The 20,402-nt window shown below is 62.6% G+C and carries 12 protein-coding genes; 9 read left to right on the forward strand and 3 right to left on the reverse strand.

Annotation, left to right across the window (positions count from 1 at the left end; all coding sequences use genetic code 11):
* Position 1 precedes the first annotated feature (1 nt).
* The 6 genes from tssM (at position 2) to AC1DXU_RS12310 (ending at position 11,589) form a co-directional block, all read left to right on the forward strand.
* Positions 2–3,523 (forward strand): type VI secretion system membrane subunit TssM, encoded by a 3,522-nt coding sequence (tssM, locus tag AC1DXU_RS12285; protein ID WP_477368627.1) that lies wholly within the window; start codon positions 2–4, stop codon positions 3,521–3,523.
* A gap of 145 nt (positions 3,524–3,668) precedes the next feature.
* Positions 3,669–4,454, forward strand: a complete 786-nt coding sequence (locus AC1DXU_RS12290; RefSeq protein ID WP_477368631.1) for a PP2C family protein-serine/threonine phosphatase — start codon at positions 3,669–3,671, stop codon at positions 4,452–4,454.
* Complete coding sequence (locus AC1DXU_RS12295; RefSeq protein WP_477368634.1) at positions 4,451–6,892, forward strand: serine/threonine-protein kinase; 2,442 nt, start codon at positions 4,451–4,453, stop codon at positions 6,890–6,892. Before AC1DXU_RS12290 ends, AC1DXU_RS12295 begins: the two co-directional genes overlap by 4 nt.
* 107 nt (positions 6,893–6,999) lie before the next feature.
* Positions 7,000–7,410, forward strand: coding sequence for a DUF1036 domain-containing protein (locus AC1DXU_RS12300; RefSeq protein WP_477368958.1), 411 nt, complete (start codon positions 7,000–7,002; stop codon positions 7,408–7,410).
* Entirely contained in the window at positions 7,407–9,749 is a 2,343-nt protein-coding gene (locus AC1DXU_RS12305) for a M23 family metallopeptidase (RefSeq protein WP_477368637.1), read from the forward strand. The genes AC1DXU_RS12300 and AC1DXU_RS12305 overlap by 4 nt, the downstream gene beginning before the upstream one ends.
* A gap of 214 nt (positions 9,750–9,963) precedes the next feature.
* On the forward strand, positions 9,964–11,589 hold the full coding sequence (locus AC1DXU_RS12310) for a caspase family protein (protein ID WP_477368640.1): 1,626 nt from the start codon (positions 9,964–9,966) through the stop codon (positions 11,587–11,589).
* Between the two features lie 122 nt (positions 11,590–11,711).
* On the opposite strand, the gene AC1DXU_RS12315 is transcribed toward AC1DXU_RS12310, so the two are convergent.
* Positions 11,712–12,248 (reverse strand): OmpA family protein, encoded by a 537-nt coding sequence (locus tag AC1DXU_RS12315; RefSeq protein WP_477368643.1) that lies wholly within the window; start codon positions 12,246–12,248, stop codon positions 11,712–11,714.
* Positions 12,249–12,431: 183 nt separating this feature from the next.
* On the opposite strand from AC1DXU_RS12315, the gene AC1DXU_RS12320 reads away from it, so the two are divergent.
* Positions 12,432–12,992, forward strand: a complete 561-nt coding sequence (locus tag AC1DXU_RS12320) for a DUF6931 family protein (protein ID WP_477368646.1) — start codon at positions 12,432–12,434, stop codon at positions 12,990–12,992.
* Positions 12,993–13,026: 34 nt separating this feature from the next.
* Here AC1DXU_RS12320 and AC1DXU_RS12325 read toward each other — a convergent pair whose 3' ends face one another.
* The gene (locus tag AC1DXU_RS12325) at positions 13,027–14,274 is read right to left on the reverse strand and encodes a caspase family protein (RefSeq protein ID WP_477368649.1); all 1,248 of its coding nucleotides are present in this window, start codon (positions 14,272–14,274) and stop codon (positions 13,027–13,029) included.
* 19 nt (positions 14,275–14,293) lie between these two features.
* Positions 14,294–15,418, reverse strand: coding sequence for an OmpA family protein (locus AC1DXU_RS12330; protein WP_477368653.1), 1,125 nt, complete (start codon positions 15,416–15,418; stop codon positions 14,294–14,296).
* 390 nt (positions 15,419–15,808) lie between these two features.
* On the opposite strand from AC1DXU_RS12330, the gene AC1DXU_RS12335 reads away from it, so the two are divergent.
* Together AC1DXU_RS12335 and AC1DXU_RS12340 are read left to right on the forward strand one after the other, a co-directional pair.
* On the forward strand, positions 15,809–16,456 hold the full coding sequence (locus AC1DXU_RS12335; RefSeq protein WP_477368656.1) for a LuxR C-terminal-related transcriptional regulator: 648 nt from the start codon (positions 15,809–15,811) through the stop codon (positions 16,454–16,456).
* Between the two features lie 333 nt (positions 16,457–16,789).
* Positions 16,790–20,371, forward strand: coding sequence for a DUF5801 repeats-in-toxin domain-containing protein (locus AC1DXU_RS12340; RefSeq protein WP_477368659.1), 3,582 nt, complete (start codon positions 16,790–16,792; stop codon positions 20,369–20,371).
* The last annotated feature ends 31 nt before the right edge of the window (positions 20,372–20,402 follow it).

Genomic DNA, 20,402 nt, shown 5'->3' on the forward strand with positions numbered 1-20,402 from the left:
CATGATCTGGTTTTTGCGGATCTTCAGCACGCTCGCACTGGCCGGCTTTGCCGCCGCGGTCTGGTACGCGGGGCCGTTGATCCGCTTCGCCGGCTCGCGACCGCTGGAGCCGGTCTGGCTGCGCGCGACGATCATCGGCGTCGTCGTGGGAACCGTGATGGTCTGGTACGGGTTCCGCTTCTGGCAAAGGCGCAAGGCGCAGAAGGCGCTGGAGGCTGCCATAGCCAGCGCCAGCGACGACGGCAGCGACGCAAAGGTGCTCGAGGCTGGCATGAGCGAAGCCGTCGCGACGCTGAAGCGCTCGAGTGGCAAGCGCAACTTTCTCTACGACATTCCCTGGTACATCATCATCGGCCCGCCGGGCACCGGCAAAACCACGGCGCTGGTCAATTCCGGCTTGAAATTTCCACTCGCCGGATCGGGCCAGGCGCAGCCGGTGGCGGGCGTCGGCGGCACACGCAATTGCGACTGGTGGTTCACCGACGACGCCGTGCTGATCGACACGGCCGGACGCTACACGACGCAGGACTCCAATGCGCAGACCGACAAGAAGAGCTGGCTGGCATTTCTGGCGCTGCTCAAGAAGCATCGGGCCAGGCAGCCGATCAACGGCGTCATCCTGGCGATCAGCCTTGCCGACCTGATGGCCCCCGACGATCGGGCGCCTGATGCCCATGTCGTCGAAATCCGCAGCCGTCTGCATGAAATCCACGAGGTCCTGAAGATCCAGTTCCCCGTCTATGTGCTGTTCACCAAGGCCGACCTGGTCTCCGGCTTCATGCAGTATTTCGGCGGTTTCGACGACGCTCACCGACGCAAGGTATGGGGCGCGACATTCCAGACCGCGGATCGCGGCTTGAACATGATCGACGAGGCCCCGGCCGAATTCGACGCGCTGGTAAAGCGCCTGACCGAGGGCATGACCGACCGCCTGCAGCAAGAGCCCGATCCGGTCGCGCGCATTGCCATCTTCGGCTTTGCGGCACAGCTCGGCGCGCTGAAGGGGCGGGTCGTGCATTTCCTCAACAGCGTCTTCGAGCCGACCCGCAAACAGCTGAATGCCACGCCGCGCGGCCTGTATTTTTCGTCCGGCACCCAGGAGGGCACACCGATCGACCAGCTGCTGGGCAGCATGGGCCGCAGTTTCGGCAGCAGCGCGCAGCCGCATCTTTCCGGCACCGGCAAGAGCTTCTTTCTGCATGATTTGCTGAGCCGCGTCATTTTCGCCGAGTCGGGATGGGTCTCGTATGACAGGGCGGCCGACAAGCGGGCCGCGCTCGCCCGCTATGCCGGCATGGCGGTGATCGCGGCAATCGCGGCCGCCGGGCTTGGTGCTTTGGGCCTGAGCTACGCCACCAACCGGTCGCTGATCGCCGCCACCAACCAGGCTGTCAGCCAATATCGCGACACTGCTGCCCCGCTGCTCAAAAGCACGACCGTGTCCGACGCGGACCTCGAAACCATCATCGGCGCGCTGGATGCGCTGCGCAGTCTGCCGGCTGGCTATGAGACAAAAGACCAGCCGACGCCAGCCAAGGCGACGTTCGGTCTCAGCCAACGCGAAAGGCTGTTTTCGGCGTCGGAAACGGCCTACCGGCAGGCCCTGGAGCGCATGTTCCGCTCGCGCCTGCTGTTTCAGCTCGAACGAACGATCGACGCCAAGATGGCTGATCCGATGGCACTCTACGAGCCGTTGAAAATCTACCTCATGCTTGGCGGCAAGGCGCCGAAAGTGGACGACGAGCTGGTCGTCACCTGGTTGAAGCGGGACTGGGAGCAGAACCGATATCCGGGAGCGAGCAACCGTGATGGCCGCGTGGAATTGGAGAAGCACCTGCGCGCCATGCTCGTCCTTGACGACGCCTATGATCCGCTGTTCGAGCTGAACCGCTCGCTTGTCGAATCCGCCCAGCGCTCGCTCGGACGCATGACGCTTGCCGATCGCGCAACCGCGCTTATCCAGTCGGCGACCTACGCCGCGGCGCTGGGCGATTTTTCGGTGTCCCAGCGCGCCGGCCCGGAAGCCTCGCTGCTGTTCGAGCGCAACGATGGCAACGATCTGTCTAGCCTTCGCGTCCCCGGGCTCTACACCTATGCCGGCTTCGACTTCTATCTCGCCCAGCTCGCCAAAATTGCGCAGGCGCTTGTCGACGACCAATGGGTGGTCGGCAGCGGTGGCGAACAAGGCGGCTTCGACCAGGAGCTGCTCAAGCTCGGGCCTGAACTGCTCGATCGCTACGGCAAGGGTTTTGCTTCGCAGTGGAACGAGGTTCTCGACAGATTGAAGTTCAAGGCGATGGTGGCCGACAAGCCGCAATATCTGGCGCTGTCGGCGGCCGGGTCGCCAACCTCGCCGATCATGCAGCTGTTCGAGGCGATCGCCCGCGAAACGGCTTTGACGCGCGAGCGCGACCCCGGCAGCGCCGAGAGCGGCGCCAAGGAGATCGCGGATCGCGCCAAGGGCCTCGCCCGCATCGGCATCGAGCTTGCGGCGCGCAAATCACAGGCGCGAGCCGGCGCCGCATTCGTCAACGCACCGGGCCAGGATCCCGGTGCGAACATCGAAGCGCAGTTCCGGTCGTTCCAGGCCTTGGTGGCCGGCGCTCCGGGCCAACGCCCGATCGACGCCCTGACCCAGAATTTCCGCGAAATCTATCAAAGCGTAAGACTGGCGGCCGATGTTCCGGCCCAGACCGACCAGGCCAACGCCAATCTGCAGCTGCAGATATCGACCCTTCGCGCCAACGCCTCGCGCCTGCCGAAGGCGCTCGCCAGGATGGTCAGCGCCGCGGCGGATGATTTTGAGGGCACTGCCGCCGAAACCTCGGTCGCGCATCTCAATGAGATGCTCGACGAAGCGGTCGCCCGACCGTGCGAGGAAGCCGTCGCCGGCCGCTTTCCGTTTGCCCCGGCCGCCACCGATGACGTGCCGATGGCGGATTTTGCCAGACTGTTCGCCCCAGGCGGCGTGCTGGACAGATTTTTCGCGCAGAATCTCGCCTCCCTGGTCGACATGAGCGCTCAGGATTGGGAGTGGAAACAGGACACGAAATTCGGCCGCAACCTGGCGAAATCGACCCTGAAGGACTTCCAGCTTGCGGCGCAAATCCGCGCTGCTTTCTTTCCGCTGGGCGGCCCGGTTCCGTCGATCAATTTCACCTTCACGCCGCTGTCGTTGCATGGCGATGCCGACACGGCGCGGCTCAATATCGACGGTCAGATCCTGCAAGCCACCCAGGCCGGCAACACGCCGGGCCTGGTGACCTGGCCGGGCACTTCCGGATCGGCCAGCCTGAGCCTGACGCCGGAACTTCCCGGCCGCGAGTCGGCACTCAAATTCGACGGGCCATGGGCGCTGAAACGGCTGCTGGACAAGGGGGTGAACACCGCCAATGGCGACAGTCTCGAGGCGCGTTTCGTCATTGGCGGACGCGACGTGGCTTACACGATCCAGACGGGAGCCGGCAGCAATCCACTTATGCTGCCGGCGCTGTCCGGGTTCAGCTGTCCGAAGGCTTTCTGATGGAGATCGTCTGGAAAATGAGCCGATTGGCCTTGAGCAATACCATCCCGCCCGGCGCTGCAGCCGGCTTAGATTTCGATATTCTAATGGGTAAGCGTGTGGCAGACTGCCCATGCGCGCTCAACAACGCGTTGCGGAGGAGCGCTTGGAAAGCGCTGACAGGCAAGTGAACGATGCTGCCTTTGAAAGCTACGGCGTAAGCCACAAGGGCTGCGTGCGTCACCACAATGAAGACAGTTATCTGGTCGAGCCGCAAATCGGTCTCTGGGTCGTCGCCGACGGCATGGGCGGTCATGAGGCCGGAGAGGTGGCCTCGGCAAGCATTGTCGAGCATCTGGCGACGATCGGCATCGCCAGTTCGGCACCAGACCTTCGGGCGCGCTTTGAGGATCGGCTGAGCCGGGCTCATGACGAGATCCGGCAGATTTCCCGGTCTCGCGGCGTGACCATAGGCTCCACCGTCGCTGCCTTGCTGGCCATGGACGGCAGGTTTGCCTGCCTGTGGTCAGGCGACAGCCGCGTCTATCTGATCCGCAACAGCGAGATCTCACAGATTTCGCGCGACCACACCGAGGTCCAGGAGCTTCTCGACAGCGGCGTGATCAGCGAGGCCGAAGCCGAGAACTGGCCGCGCCGCAACGTCATTACGCGGGCGATCGGCGTCAGCGACGAAATCGACATCGACTTCCAGCAAGGAGAGACCCTGGCGGGAGACGTTTTTGTCCTGGCGACCGACGGCCTAACCGCCCATGTCAGCGATGCCGAGATTGCGGCGGCGGTGGTCGCGGCGGCACCGCAGGCAGCATGTGAAAACCTCCTGGCAACGGTCCTCGACCGCGGCGGCACCGACAACGTCACCATCGTGCTGGTCAAGATCAGAGACAAAGGGAATGGTTCGGACCTGTCCAGGGCGGGAGGCCGGAGCCAATGAGTGCCGATGACAAGACGCGGCTATTGCCCAATCTGGCGGACACGACCGTCGGCACCCAGCTCAGCGGCATCTACGAACTCGACGAACGCATCGCCTCGGGTGGGATGGGCGAGGTCTATCGCGGCCACAACATCCAGACCGGCGATCACGTTGCGATCAAGATCGTGCTGCCGGAATTCGCCCGCGACCAGACGATCCTGTCCCTGTTTCGCAAGGAAGCGTCGATCCTCAACCATTTGTCGCATGACGCGGTTGTGCGCTACCACGTCTTCACCATCGATACCGGGATCGGACGGCCCTATCTGGCGATGGAATTCGTCGACGGCGAGTCCCTCTACGATGTCATGCGTCGCGGCGCGATGGCGACGGAAGACGTCCGCAAACTGTGCCACCGGCTCGCTTCCGGCTTGAGCGCCGTGCATGAGGCAGGCGCGATCCATCGCGACCTTTCGCCGGACAACATCATCCTGCCGGGCGGCCGGGTCGATCGCGCCAAGATCATCGATTTCGGCATCGCACGCTCGGCGACCATCGGTGGCGAGACGCTGATCGGCGGAAAATTCGCCGGAAAATACAACTACGTCTCGCCGGAGCAGCTTGGGCTCTATGGCGGTGATGTCGGCGAACAGTCCGATATCTACAGCCTGGGGCTGGTGCTGGCTGCCGCGCTGCGGGGCAAGCCGATCGACATGGCCGGGTCCCAGTTCGAGATCGTCGAAAAGCGGCGAACAGTGCCGGACCTGTCCGACATCGATGCCGATTTTCGGCCGATCATCGAAGCAATGCTGCAATCGGCCCCGCAGGACCGGCCGGCAAGCATGGCCGACATTGCCGCGATGACACGCGGCAACACTTCGGCCGAAACCGATCGCACGACCGCCGTGAGAGCACGTGACGAGCGAACAGGCGGAATACAGACCGGGCGCCCGGTTTCCATCACGCCATCGACCACGCCGCCGCCTCCCGCCGTTCCGCTGTCGAGCGCTGCAATTCCTGAAGGCAGCGAGCCGCGGTTCGTTCCGCACATCCGCCCGGCACATCTGTCGCAGCCGAAGCCGCCGCCGGTTGCTCCGGCTCGGGCGATCCCGGCAAAGAAACCTGCATCAACGGGGAAGCTGACGATTGCGGCACTGGCAGCAATTGTCGTTGCCGTCGGCGTGGGTCTCTATGCGTCCGGTTTCGTGGATTTCGGGGGCGGCTCGTCCATCAACACTCCCGCCAAGACACCGCCGCTGCAACCCGACCTGTCAAAGAAGCCAGCCGCCGTGGACAAGCCGGCAAATGCCCCGGAACCACCGGCGCAGCCGCAAGCAAAGACCCCTGCGGCATCGCCAGAACCGCAGGCCAATGCCGCGCCGGCTCAAGAGCCGGAGCCGTCTGCCGCAGCACCATCGCCGCCTGTCGTAGCCCCGTCGCCGACCGCGATCGTCCCGCAGCCGAAGCCCGACACATTGAACAGCACTGAGCAGAAGCCGGCTGGGCCGGTCGACAAGGCTGTCGAGCTGCAACCACCCGCCGAGCCAGTCCCGGCGCCGCCAGCAGCCCAGCCAGACGTCGTCAAGAGCCCAGAGCCAGAGCCACCGGCCAGCCCACCAGCAGAGCCCCAGGCGGCCGCCCCCGAACCGATTGCGCCAGCACCGACTGCGCAAACGCCCGAACCCATCGCACAAGCACCCGAGCCAAGCCAGCCCAATGCCGGCAATGCGCAAAGCCAGCCGGCTGACGTGCCGGCGCAAAAACCGGCCGGAACGGCCGTCGTCTTGAATGTGCCCAAGCCGGAAACCCCGCCGGCGCCTCCAGTCGACGAGGTCGCGCAACGGGTCGCCTGGGTTCGCGACTTCAGCGGCGGCGACTGTTTTTATGCGACGGTCACGTCAGCCACCGACACGGCCGTGGCGATCGAAGGCATCGGCACGACAGTCCCGCCTTTCCAGCAAATGCTGGGCGGCTTCCAGGCAAGGTTCCATCTCGAACCCGACGTCAGTGTGCGGCTCATCGAGCCAAGCCAGTGCGAAGTCACCAACTTCCTGCGTTTCCTGGGCGCCAGTACCGCCGACAAGCCGCAGCTTGTGCTTGACCAGACGTCGGTGCCGAACGGATCGCCGATCAGCGGCACGCTGGTGACGCATGGCGGGCTGGTTTCCAGTGTGCTGCTGATCGACCACAAGGGCATGGCATTCAACCTGGACGACCGTGTCATCGCCGAGTCCGACAAGGCTACCTTCAGCATCCCGATCGGCCTCGGCGCCGCCGACAAGGCCACCGGCAAGGCCGTGCCGCAGCTCATCATGGTGATCACCGGCCCGGAGGAAATTCAGGCGGCGTCGTTCTCGACGCCGCTGCCGGCCTGGGAACTGCTGCCCAGGATTCTCGAGGAGATCGGCACGAAGGGATCCGAATACTCCGCGACCGCCAAGTATTTCCGACTCGGCGGGTAGCATGGACGCCGATGGAACCCCGCCGCCCGCGCTCGACATGCCCGCCCGCAGTCCCGCCCAAAAAGCTGCGTGACGCGGTTCGAGCTCTGCTTGCGCTAATGGCGCGCATGAAGCTTGCCGTGATCCTGGGCGCGGCATGGCTGGCGCTGATGTCAACCGGCCAGGCACGCGCCGAATTCACCGTCTGCAACCAGACGCTCGACGTCGCCAATCTCGCCGTCGGCCAGAAGGTCGACAATGCCGACCAGACCGACGGCTGGTGGACCATCGGCGCCAATCAATGCGTCAACGTCGTCCGCGAGGAACTGACGAACCGCTACATCTACATCTATGCGACGGACGTTTTTGGTCACGCGATCCTGAGCGGGTCGACCGACATGTGCATCGAGCGACGGCGCTTCTCGATACGCGGCATCGAAGAGTGCTGGCAGCGCGGTCATATCGCCGCGCGATTTGTCGAAGTCGACACGCTCGACCAGGCACGGTGGACCTTTTTCCTGACCGGAAGCAATCCGTGACGCACAGTATCGACACCAGCTTCAAGCAAAAACGGCAGGCGCGCGCCGCCCTTCGCCGGCGCAGGCTTTGGCTCGGGCTGGCCGCCGGCCTTGGCGTGATCGTCCTGTGTTCGATTGCCGCCGGCTTCTACTACACCGCCGACTATTGGTCGTTCGGCGATGAGGACGAGGAGTTGCACGCGGTCGAAGGATCGGACGATGTGCCGGCCGACGCTTCGGTCTATGTGCCCGCCATCATCGACCTGGCGGGAGACCCGATGTGGATCACGCTGGCGCCGGAGGCCGGCGCCGCAACGAAGGGCAAGGTGGTCCCGCGCCCGGCGGAACTCGATCAGGCCGGCGTTTCGTCGCAGATCGAAATTCTGTCCGACGTGATGCTGAGCGCCAGCGAAAAATTCATGACCACGATACCGTCGACGCAAGAGGATTTCGCCTTCTTCCAGGCGCAGCGAAAGACCGCCGCCGCACCGCCCGAACCGCCATCCGGCGATCTGCAAAACGACCTTCAGCCATCGCCCACGGCAGACGAGGAGCCAGCGGCTTCGGCGCCGCAGGCGGCCGCCGACGATCCCGAAGCTGGCTGGGGCGAAACAATCGATGCCGGCGAGGCCGCCCTGCCCGCATTCCAGAAGACGCAAGTCGAAAACAACACCAGCGTCGCCACCGTCACCAACGAATATCAACGCTTCGAGGCAACTGAAGACACATTCGTGAAGATCCTCAACGATCGCAGCCTGGATAGCGTCGCGCTGGATGCGCATTTCTCCGCGGACGATGCCAAACTGGCTGGCGAAGCCCTCAAGGCGCTGTTCAACCGGGACAGCCTGGAGCCGGGTTATGTCGTCGCCATGCGCGGTTTCAGGCCGACGCGCGAGACGACGACGATGTCGCTGATGCAGGTTTCGATCTACGCCAAGAACGTCTTTGTCGGCACGTTGACGCGCAACGCCGCGGGCGCGTTCGTCTCCGGCGTCGACCCCTGGGTCCGCGAAGACCTGTTCAACTATTCGGGCGCCGAGGCCGAAGGCACGCACAAAAGGCAGTACCGCCTGCTCGATGCCATCTACTCGACGGCTGCCCGCAACAATGTTCCGACCGGCGTGATCGGCGAAGCGATCATGTATCTGTCGAGAGGCGAGGATCTGGATGCCTTTGCCAGCGAGGACCAGCGTCTGGTGCTGATCTATTCGCAGACGCCGCGCGGCAAGGACGAGACATCGGGACGGGTGCTTTATGTCGGCGTCCAGGGCAGCGAAAAAAGCCTCGCCTGTTTCGTCTTCCAGCAGAGCGACGGCCAGTTCGCTTGCGTCAGCGGCGACGACCAGGTTCGCTCGCTGACGGTCGCCAACGGCATGGTCACGCCGGTCAACGGCGTCATGACCTCGACCTTCGGCCCGCGCAAGCATCCGATCCTCGGTGTGGTTCGCATCCACAAGGGCGTTGACTGGGCAGCACCGGTGGGGACGCCGATCGCCGCCGCCTTCGATGGCGAAATCACTTTCCAGGGCGACGGCGGCGGCTACGGCAATGTGGTGAAGATCGCGCATGCCGGCGGACGCGAGACGCGCTATGCGCATATGTCGAAATTCGCTATCGCGAGCGGTGTCGGCACCAAGGTGAAGGCCGGTGACATCATCGGCTATATCGGCACCACCGGCCTTTCGACCGGACCGCATCTGCATTTCGAACTCTATCAGAACGGCCAAGCCATCGATCCGCTGGGCACGGTGACGGTGACCGCGGTCGCAACGGACGATGTCGCCGTCGAAACGCTGACCGACCGAATCGTTCATGTCGAAAGCGGCGGCAGCGCGCGGGCCAAGAACCCGCTGTCTTCGGCGACCGGCGCCGGCCAGTTCATCTCAAAAACCTGGATCAGGATGATGAACACCTACCGTCCTGAACTGGCACGGACACTGTCGACCGCCGACCTTTTGGCCCTGCGCTATGACGCGACGATCTCGCGCGAGATGGTGCGCAACCTGGCGCGCGAGGGCGAGGCCTATCTCAGAGCGCGCGGCCACCAGATCACGGCCGGTCGGCTCTATCTCTGTCATTTCCTCGGCATGGAGGGCGCCCATCAGGTGCTGGCGGCTCCGGGTTCAGCGCAATTGAGCGCCGTGCTCGGCTCGGCCGTCATCCAGGCCAACCCGTTCCTCACCGGCAAGACCGCCAGCTATGTCGTGGACTGGGCCGAACGGAAAATGGGCCAGAAGGTCAGGGCCACCGATGCAAGCCCGCAGACGACAACCACGGAGATCCGCCAGACGTCGCCGGAGTTCGAAAAATACAAGCAGGCTGTCACAGCTCTCATAGGCTCGATTCAGGATACGCTGTGAGCCTGTCCCTCGCGTTTCACCGGCAGATCATTTGGTCTTCCTGCTGCCAAGTGGTATTATATAAAACCTTTTTCGGGCCCTTTGTGAACCAAAACTGTGGTCGAGATCACATACGCCCAAGAGCCATTTTGGCAGAAGCGACTCGTGTCGCTGATGAAATTTAGCATGAGCAGACATCAATAGCGCGCCCCCGGATGGGGTGGAGGACTGGTCGATGAAAGCGTACGTCGTCTTTCTGAGCGGATTCATCCTGTTTATCATGGCCGCGCTTGGCGCCCAGGCTGCCACGCCCGACGCCAAGCGCGTCGCACTGGTCATCGGCAACAGCAAATACGTCCATGCCGTTGCCTTGCCCAATCCCGCCAATGATGCGCACCTCATCGCTTCGACGCTGCGCAATGCCGGCTTCCAGGTGATCGAGGGCGTCGACCAGGACAATGCAGGCATGCACAGCCTGATCAGTCAGTTTACCGAGCAATCCTACGACGCCGACCTCGCTGTGATCTTTTATGCCGGCCACGGCATGCAGGTCGACGGCAAGAATTTCCTGATACCGGTCGACGCCGAACTGACATCGCCGGCCTATCTCAAGACCCGCACCGTCCAGATCGACGATTTCATGGCGGCGTTGCCGCCCGAACCGGCGGTTGGCGTCATCATCCTCGACGCCTGCCGCGACAATCCGCTGGCCAGGACGCTGGCCGCCTCGCTGCCGAAAAGCCGCTCGATGGGCTCGGGGCTGGCGCCGATCGAAGCAAAATCGGACGGCCTTGGCACCGGCGGCATCCTGATTGCCTATGCAACGGATCCGGGCGCCATCGCTTTCGACGGCAACGGCGTCGACAGTCCTTATTCGACGGCGCTGGCCAGGCACCTGACCGAACCCGGCGTTGAAATCCAGAGCGCGCTGACGCGGGTGCGCGGCGAAGTGACCGAAACCACGCAAGGTCGCCAGAGGCCTTGGCACAACGCCTCGCTGGGGCGCGAGGTCTTCCTTGGAAAACCTGCCGCGGAAGCGGCGCCTGCCGAAAAACCTGTCTCCGACGCTTCGAAAGACGCCACGACGACCCTTCCGCCCGTAGCCACAGCCAATGATCCTCCGTCCTGGGAAGTCGAGCAGCGGCTCTGGGATGAGGCTTCGAAGCGCAATTCCGTTCCGTTCTACGAAGCTTATCTCGACCAGTTTCCGAACGGCCGCTTCGCCACGGTGGCGCGGCTCAACATCGATGCGTTGAAGGACCCGAAGGCCGAAACCCGGCAGGTCGCGGCAGTCGATACAGACGAGGCGAACGCCAGTTCCGGCTCTGCCGTTCGCACTTCGGTCGGTGTTTCGGACGAGGTGAAGCAAACGCCCGGCACCGAGTTGACGGAAGCTGCGATCGGTCTCGATCGCCAGGGCCGCATCGATCTGCAGTTGCGCATCGAAGCGTTGGGCAACGAACTGGGCCGCATTGACGGAAATATCGGTCCGCAGACCCGCCAGGCGATCGGTGTCTGGCAAGAGAAGAACGGCCTGCCGCAGACCACCTATCTGACGCGTGAGCAGCTGGCGTTCCTGGTGATCCAGACGGATCCAATGATGGATCAGGTCCGCGCCAGACACGCTGCCGATCAAGCGCGTGCGGCGGCGCCGAAAAAGCAGGTGGTGCAGAGGGTCCGCACACAAAAGCCGGTGGCGCAGAAGCCCCGCAAGAAACAGCTGGTTGTTCAGAAAAAGCGTAACCGCGAGACCGTGGTGCGCGAGGATGAGCCACCACCGCCGCAGGACAACAACGATTTCCTGACCAAGGCGCTGATCTTCGGCACCGGCGTGGCGGTGGGCGGCGTGCTCAAGAACTGACGGCCGGTGTTCCAGCCGCACGGCCTCGAACCGAAGAACCGATTTCGAAAACAAAGAGCCCCATCCCGATTCTAACGGGGTGGGGCTCTATCTCGCTGTTTGGGCACCGAAAACTGATACGGCTATTGCGTCTTTATCCGCATTTCCACCCGGCGGTTGACCGGATCGTAGGGGTTGGGGCTGCGCGGATTCTTTTCGCCCAGGCCGATCGCGTTGATGCGGGCAGCCTCGACGCCGCTGGCTGTCAGGAAAGCTGCCACCGATTTCGCACGCCGTTGCGACAGGCCCTCATTGTAGTTCACCGTGCCGGTGGCGTCGGTGTAGCCTTCAACGACGAAGTCGAGGCTGCTCAGCCGGCTATCCTTCAGGGCCTTGGCGAACTCGCCCAGTTCAGCGCGCGCCGTCGTGTCGAGCTCGGCCGAATCCAGCCCGAAATTGATCAGCATATCGAGGCTGGTTTTTTCGGGCGGCGTTTCCTTTGCCTTGGTCTTGCTCTTGCACTCGTCCTCGGTGCCGACGCAAATTCCACGCGACTTGCCAAGGTCGGCTGCACCGGCAAAAAACTTCACGATGTCTTCTGATTTCTGAAGCGGATCGGCGGAAGCGTGGCTCGACAAGAGCACGACCGCCAACGCAAAGGCTGAACTGCCATACCTCATAGCGGTTACTCCTCTTTTGAGCATCCGGTTTCGTTGGTCCCAAACTATACCAAATTCCGAAGCCGCTGTCTGTGAACAACCTCATGGATGCGGCAGTGGCCGATGCTACCCAGAGCAAAGGACAAAGGCTTGACCCGCGCGGCGCCGGGGGCTTGAGTGCTCGGTGAGGAAAAAATAACAGCGATGGCCAACGGGCTCCAATTCAAAACCGCGCGCGATCTGTTCGCTGCGAACGCCGCTGCCGCCCGCGACATGACGGCCGTTCCCACCGACCAGCCTTCGCTCGAATTTTGCCGCCTGCTCCTGGCGGGACGGACACCCGAAGAGGCGATCACCTTCTGCGCCTACCTTTTGCCTGACCGGGCCGCGATCTGGTGGGGCCACGAATGCCTGGGCCACCTGACCGAACTGCTCGAAGAGCAGGACCGCGCGCTGCTGGCGCTTGTCCAGGACTGGGTCGGCGATCCGCACAATCCAGGCCGCCACGCGGCAGTGGACGAAGCGGCGGCGGCACAGCAGAGGACGCCGGCCGTCTGGATTGCGCTAGCGGTAAAATGGCATCTCAATGGTTCTGGAATGGAGCGGACGAACGGGTCGAGCCCAAAGCCACTTTCCACAGCCCATGCGGTCAATGCCGGGATCTTGACCGGATTGGCGCGGGTGGCGATCGAGGACCGTTCCTCCGTGCTGTCAGCCTTTGTCGAGATGGGTATCCAGTTGGCCGAGATCGAAGCGCTACGCTAGAGCCGGATGCACCCAGAACGCGGCAAGATCTGTATCACTTGCAGCCGCCTTGCGCCCATCTGCCCAGCGCCACCTTGAAGCGCGTGCCCAGCGGGTGCTGCAGCCGCAACACCGAGACGTCATTGGTGACGTAGGTCTTGGCCTGGTCGCACAGCCGCTCCTCGGTCCATTGATGGCAGTTGCTGCATTGATTGTCCCAGACGGACTTGTCGAGGCCTTCAACCGGACTGAAATGCGGCTTTCCCTGGATCAGCTGGGCGATGCTCTTGCCGTCGATCGCCGGATCGCCAAAGTTGACCTGAACGTCGAAAAGGACCGGCGCGTCCGAGCCCAGCTTGGGGATTTCCTGGCGCAGCTGTTCCAGCGCTGCCTGCGCGTTGGCGTCGGAGGCAGACGGCGTGGCCGCGCTGGCGCCATTGCTGCGCGCGGGCGAACCGGTCTCGGCCGCCGCCACGGTGGAATCGCCGACGATCAGCGGCGCATTGAGATCGACCTTGTGCAGCACGACATCGGTTGTCAGCGAGACGTTGATCCATGGCCTTTGCTTGCCGGCGGTGGCCTTGAACACGTCTGATGTAACCCGGTTCATCGCCTCGGTGATCGAAAGATTGGCGTCGCCGATATGGGCCAGCAAGGCTGCCGAGAACGGCGAATGCTCGCCCGATCCGTCATAGGCCACCTGGTTGGGGCTGGCGGCGAAGGCGACGAGCGTGCCGGCGCCACCGTTTTCGATCGGGATTTCGGCCAGGCCGCTGCTCGCCGCGCTGCCGGTCTCCTTGGCCAGCACCTCGGCGAGAGGATTGTCACGGCACGCATCGAGGAACACCAGCCGGATGCTGGTTTCACGCGACATCTGCCGCAAGATGAAATCCACCTGCACGGCCTCGAAGTCGAGCGAGGTTTCGTCCTCCAGCGCGGCATCGACGGGCAGCAGATAGTTGTTTCCGGCGACCTGCAAGCCATGGCCGGCGTAGAAGAAAAGCGCGATATCGGCGCCGCGCACCTGCTTTGCAAATTGCGCGATCTTCTCCTGCGTCTGCGATTTGGTGAGATCGAAGCCGGAGATGATCTCAAAGTCCAGGGACTTCAGGCGATCGGCCATCGCCTGCGCGTCGTTCACCGGATTGGGCAGCGCCGGCGCATTCAGGTAGTGGGCATTGCCGAGCACCAGGGCGATGCGGCGTTCGGCATTGGCTGCGCTCAAGCTCAAAACCAGCAGCAGCACGGCCAGACCGATGCCGCGCATGAGGCCGCTGCAATTGGCAATCAGATTGAAACGCACCGTTACGACAAATCCCTGTTCAGTTGACGAGCGGCGTGGCGGAAAACTCGATGCGCCGGTTCAGCGCCTTGTTCTTCGGCGTGTCGTTGGCCGCCACCGGCCGTTCCTCGCCGTAGCCGGTGGCCGCGATCTGCGTCGACGGAATGCCGGCCGCGATGATGGCGTCGGCCACCGCCTTGGCGCGCCGCTCCGAAAGGGTTTTGTTTGCCGCAGGCGGGCCGTCGGAATCGGTATGGCCCGACACTTCGACTTTCAATTTCGGGCATTTGCCGACGACGTCGACCACCTCGGCCAGCAACGGCCGGCTCTTTTCGTCGAGCCGCGCGCTTGCCGGACGGAAATAGATGGCTCCGGTGCGCGAAAGCACCGCAAACCGGTTCATGCATTCGTCTTCGCTGAAGGTCGTTTTCGCGGCATCGGTAGCAACCGGTCCAACCTCGGTTGCCGCGCCGGCTGCCGCCGCGACGGCTGGCGGCGGCGCCTGTTTTGCGCCATCAGCGGTGAAGACGAAGTCGAAGGATACCGAAGCGGTCGGCACGATGCTGCTGACATTGGCGGCCTGCTGCAACTTTTCCACGTTGGGAAGCAGGCCAAAATCCTCGACATGCACCGCGACCGGGGCGTCCGAAGCGATCGACACCATCGAGTCGGTGATCATGGTGACGACGGCAGTGGCGACAAGGTCCTTGTCGACGCCGTGCAGGTTGAGTCGAAATGGAATCTGCGCCGTCATCCGCCGCTTCGTCGCCAGATCGGCGAAGGCGGCAGGATCGACTTTCGCGTTCACTTCGGCTGTGGGGAATTTGAAGGTCTCGAAGAACAGGAACCGCATGCGGACATTGCGCAGATCAATGCCGGTGTCGACCGAGTTGAGGTCAAAGATGACCTTGGCGGCGCCGTCCGCTGTCAGCGTGCCGGAGAGGTTTCTGATCTTGTTGGTCTCGACAATGGTGTTCTTCTTCACCGATTGGTAGGTGAGGGTCGAGTTTGCCGGATCGAGCGTCCAGTTCGGTTTTGCATTCGCGACGTCCGGTGCGAGCAGCAACAGCCCGAATACAGTGGCGACCACAGCAAGGGCGCTGACGATGCGCCAGCCCTTCAAAGTCGACCTTTCCTGCCGAAAAAATCCGCCGACCTCGAACATGCATGCCCCCCGCCTTAGGACAACAGACCTCAGTTCCGGTCACGGCGGTCGAACGCCATGACACCAGCGAGCATAGAACATATGTTTTTGCTTTACGAGTAGCGCCGCCCGCCTGCCGGGGGAGAAGATCGCTCAAAAACTTGTCATCACTGGCGGATGAACAGGTGTCTAAATTCAGAGGCACCCTACGCAATCACGAACGTCTCGGTTGGTGCCCATCGAACGCATGGCCGTACAAGGCTCGGTGATGCCCGTGCAGAGAACACCCGCGGGCTTCCTTCATAGCCATGACTATATTAGCGATTCCTTGACAAACACTCAAAGCTCTGGTTTCCTGACATTGGGGCATATTTAGTTAAGTTCGTTGCGTTTTTTACGAACGGGGTTCCCATGTCGACTTTGGTTGTCGCGGACCCGCGAGGGGTGTATCTCGCCGGTCTGGAGTGGGTTCTGCGGAAGGCCGGACACAGTGTCGTCGCAGAGTGCCACAGCGCCATTGACGTTCTCCCGAATGTGGAGCGCCTGCAACCGGATATTGTCATCATAGGCTTGGACATTGCGGACCGGCAGACGGCCAGTCTTTCTTTTCGCCTGAGGGCAAGCGACAGCGCGCTGGGCATCATTTTCATCCTGCAACCAAACGGCGAGTTCGACGTCAAGGAGATACGGGAACTCGACGCCGACGGCTTGCTGTTGGACGGCGTCAGCCACGGCTGCCTCGTCGAATGTGTAAATGCGGTCGGTGCCGGTCGAAAGTGGATCGATCACAATATGCTTGAGCAGCTGGTGATGCCGAGTGCGCTGCATCACTCCGTGCACACGCTTACGGGGCGTGAGACGGAAGTCGCCGGCCTCGTCTCGCGCGGGTTGCGCAACAAGAGCATTGCCAAACAGCTGCATGTGTCCGAAGGCACCGTGAAAATGCACTTGCATCACGTCTATGAAAAGCTCCACCTGGGCAGCAGGGCGGAACTGGCCTGGGCAACTTTCGGTAAAGCTGCCGATCATCTGGGGCCAGGTCACAAAAGCGGGCTTTGAGCCTACCTTCGACCGGCCGGCAAGGCAGGCTGACAGGATACCGGCAACAGGCCGGAACCCCACGGTATACCGATCGATCCGCCATACCAGCGCGGTTGCCCGCGAGCGTCTGGCGCGGCTCGATCTATCGAAGGATGTATATCGTTCGATCAGGTAGGGGCATTCACCATAACACTATCGAACCGCGAATGGACGCGCCCTCTTCGGCGGCAGCACAATGGAGGATTGAAGGCCGCAATCAATGCGCCAGCGGATGCGCTCGGGGTAAGGGGCATCCGGCATCAAGGGGGGAATCCCCTTTTCTTGATGTGCTCAAAAAAGGGGAGAATCTCCATGGCACTCGACATCGTGACTCAAGACATCATCGTCGACGAGACCACCGGTCTTCAGAACGATGATATTGACCCATCCGATCCGCTGTACAGCAGCGACCCCACACTGCAATATCTCCTAAGTCGCGACGGTCCGGGTGGGCTGTCTCCGGAGGTCGCCTTCCAGGCCAACTTCGTGGTGGCCTCGGCGAGTGCAGGGGAAACCATCAGCTCGGTCGTTCTCGCCAAGGACTCCTCCGGAACCCCATTTTCCACCACCGTCGGCGTGAACAGCGGCCTTAAGACGGTTGATGGCAATTATGTCTGGCTGTTCCAGGACCCAACGCATGCAAACGTCGTGATCGGCGTCATCGGTACCTCCAACCCGGCCGTCGCGCCCGCTGCGAACGGGCCGCTCGCCTTCTCGCTTGGACTGGTCAGCACCAGCGCCACCAATGCGGACCTGTACACGGTCCAGTATGTGCCGTTGTTCCATCCGATCGCGACCAACCCGGACGACCAGATCGATCTGACCGACAAGGTGTTCGCCTCGGTCTCGGGAACCTCCGTGCTCAATTTCAGCCAGCTTGGTGACGCCCCTCCTGGACACAACAATTGGTATATCCTCGACGCTGACACTGCGAGCACGCAGAAGATTCTTGTCACAGCCCACGACAATGGCGTGCAAGCCGAAGTCAACGTCAGCACGCAAGGCTTGGGTGTCTCATCTCAAGACGTGCGCTTTGGCCGTGAGCTTCAGATCGACCTGATCAACGGCGGTACCCAGAGCGCGGGTAAGACCTTTACCGCAGCCGGGCCTGTCTATGACACCCACATCGAGACCGTCTCTGGTGCGGGTTTCTCGATCTCGCAGTCCACGCCGACCAACACCAAAGCTGACATTGAGGTCCACGCCTATAACGAAGCCGGCGACGATGAGGGCGCTGCGTTCCCCGGTGATGCCATCGGTACGGCAATCAATATCACCGGAGTGACTTTCAAACTGAACGGTGTCGATACAACAGCCGCGGCCCTGGGCATCACGGTTGATTTCAGCGGCACAGGACTGATCCTGCACAATGTCGGCGAGGGCGTGACGGTCAATTTTACGACCGCAATAGGAACCTTTGACCGCTTCACCATCAAGAATATCGACACCGAGAAAGACTATTTCGATGTCAAGGAAGTGCACTTTGCCGGCAACGTAGCCAACGCCTACACCGAACAGGTCGGCTCCTTCATCAACTTCGATGATGACGGGCCCAGCATTTCGACGACCGGCACGGAGCCGACGCTGATCGTCGACGAGACGGTTTTTGCGACTGACGACACCGAGAGCTTCGCGGCCAACTTCAGCTCGGCCTTCGGCGCCGACGGCGCCGGCACGGTGACCTACGCGCTGGACTTCAAAGCCGGTGCGACTGGGCTGGTCGATACGGCAACCGGCCAGGCGGTGGTGCTCAGCCTCGAGACCGGCAAGGTCGTTGGCAGGGCAGGTGTCGGCGGCGCGATCGTGTTCACGGTCTCGACCGATGCTTCGGGCAATGTGACGCTCGACCAGCAGCGGGCGGTCGTCCATCCGACCTCCGATCCCGACGAGAGCACGACCCTAGCCGCGGACGACTTGATCCAGCTCACCGCGACCGTCACCGACAAGGACGGTGACCACCAACCGGCCACCCTCGACATCGGCCAGAACCTGATCTTCAAGGACGACGGCCCGAGTATCGAGGCAAACGGCACGGTGCCGACGGTTGTGGTCGATGAGTCCGACTTCACCGCGAACGGTGGCCCGACAGATTTCTCGAGCGTCTTCACCCCAAAAAGTGGCGGTGCCGACGGTACGGCGGCAGTCGCCATCACCTACGCACTGGCCGCGTCCGGCGCGTCAGGTCTCACCGACACCCTTACCGGTCAGTCGGTCGTTCTGTCGACAGTCGGTGGAATGGTTTACGGCAAGAACGGCGACGGCGACACGGTGTTCACGATCAGCGTGGACACCAGCGGCAACGTGACGCTTGACCAGTCACGCGCCGTGGTTCACCCGACGAATGATCCAAACGAGTCGGTGTTCATGTCGAACGCAAACCTCGTCACGCTGACGGCGATCATTACCGACCGCGACGGGGATACGGATAGCGCCTCAGTAGGCATCGGCACAGCGTTCGAGTTCAAGGACGACGGGCCGACGATCACGCAGGCGTTCGACGCCGATCCAGTTGCTCCGGGTGTCCAAAGCCCTGAGACTCTTACCAACGCGGTCGGTTCGACGGCTGGCGGACTCTTCGGATACAACATCGGCCACGATGTCTTCGCGACCTATGACGCCACGCACTCGGACTTCGTCGACAAGGACAATGTTCTGCCCGGCATCCAGCTCGAGCTCACCGGTCATATGTCTGGTCTTGTATCGGGTCAGGATACTCAGTTCATCACCAAGAGCGCGACGCTCCAGTCGGAAAGCGCCACCCAGGCGACGTTCAACTGGAGCGCCACCTACGACAGCGACCCGGACACGGCTGGCGAGCAGGCGGGGTCGGTGGGCGGTACCCTGGTCTTCAACAAGGCTACCGGCACTTATAGCCTGACCTTGAACGACGCGGCCGAGGGCTTCACCAAAGACATCCTGCACACCAGCGAACTTATATCCAAGGAGCCCACCAGTAACACGGGGCACCCGTTGATCGTGGTGGAGAAGCTCTTCGACGCGACTACCACGCCGGAAACGACCGACCGGGACTTCTTCGTGCAGTTCACCGCGAACACGGCAACCTCGGCCATCGCGTTAGGTCTTGGTGATGACGACGGCGCTCCCGTTGCCGGTGACAAGGTTTGGAACCCCGGCCAGTTCGTCACCAACAACCACGAGGACTGGGTTTCTGCAACCCAGTCCACGAACGGGGTCGCTGGTGACACCATCCAGAAGGGCGAGGCACTGACGCTACGGTTCTTCGACACCTCACCGGGTATCTTGACCGACAACGGTGCCAATCACGTCCCGACCCAGACTGCTGCCGACATGGCCATCAAGTTCGACGGTATCGGCAACGAGGACTTGATGGTCATCGTCAACCTCGTGTCTGCTACTAACCCGGCCCTCACGACGACGAAGGCGATCTACATCTCGAACGCCGACATTTTCAAGACGGGGCAGGTACCTCCCGCATACGCCGCCGACTTCCCGCTTGATAACAACGACGGCCTCGTCGTCATTGAGCGGAACGACTACAACGGTGCCGGTGAGAACTGGGTGCTCCAAGGTGTCCAGATCATGCAGTCCGGTAACGGTCTGGTCGGGGCAGGTAGTGCGCCGGCCGGTACCAACGCCGCTCTCGGCGGTGCTACAGCGATCGACCTGAATAGCGCGACCGGCGCGAACGGTGGCAGCCTGTCCGCCCCGTTGGTGGTCTGGGACAACGACGTCGCCAAGGTGAACGGGGTGGATACAGCCGTCGCCGACAACGACGTCATCAAGATCGTCGACATCGGCTTCACCTCGACGCAGACCACGACACCGGACGCGCACCTCGACTTCGGCGTCCAGTTGCACGACGCGGACGGCGACACGACCGCCATCCAGCAGATTCTCGTGGACGTCGTCTGACACTTGACAAACGGGGGCAGCCAACGCTGCC

Source organism: Mesorhizobium sp. P3_A10, assembly GCF_056403175.1.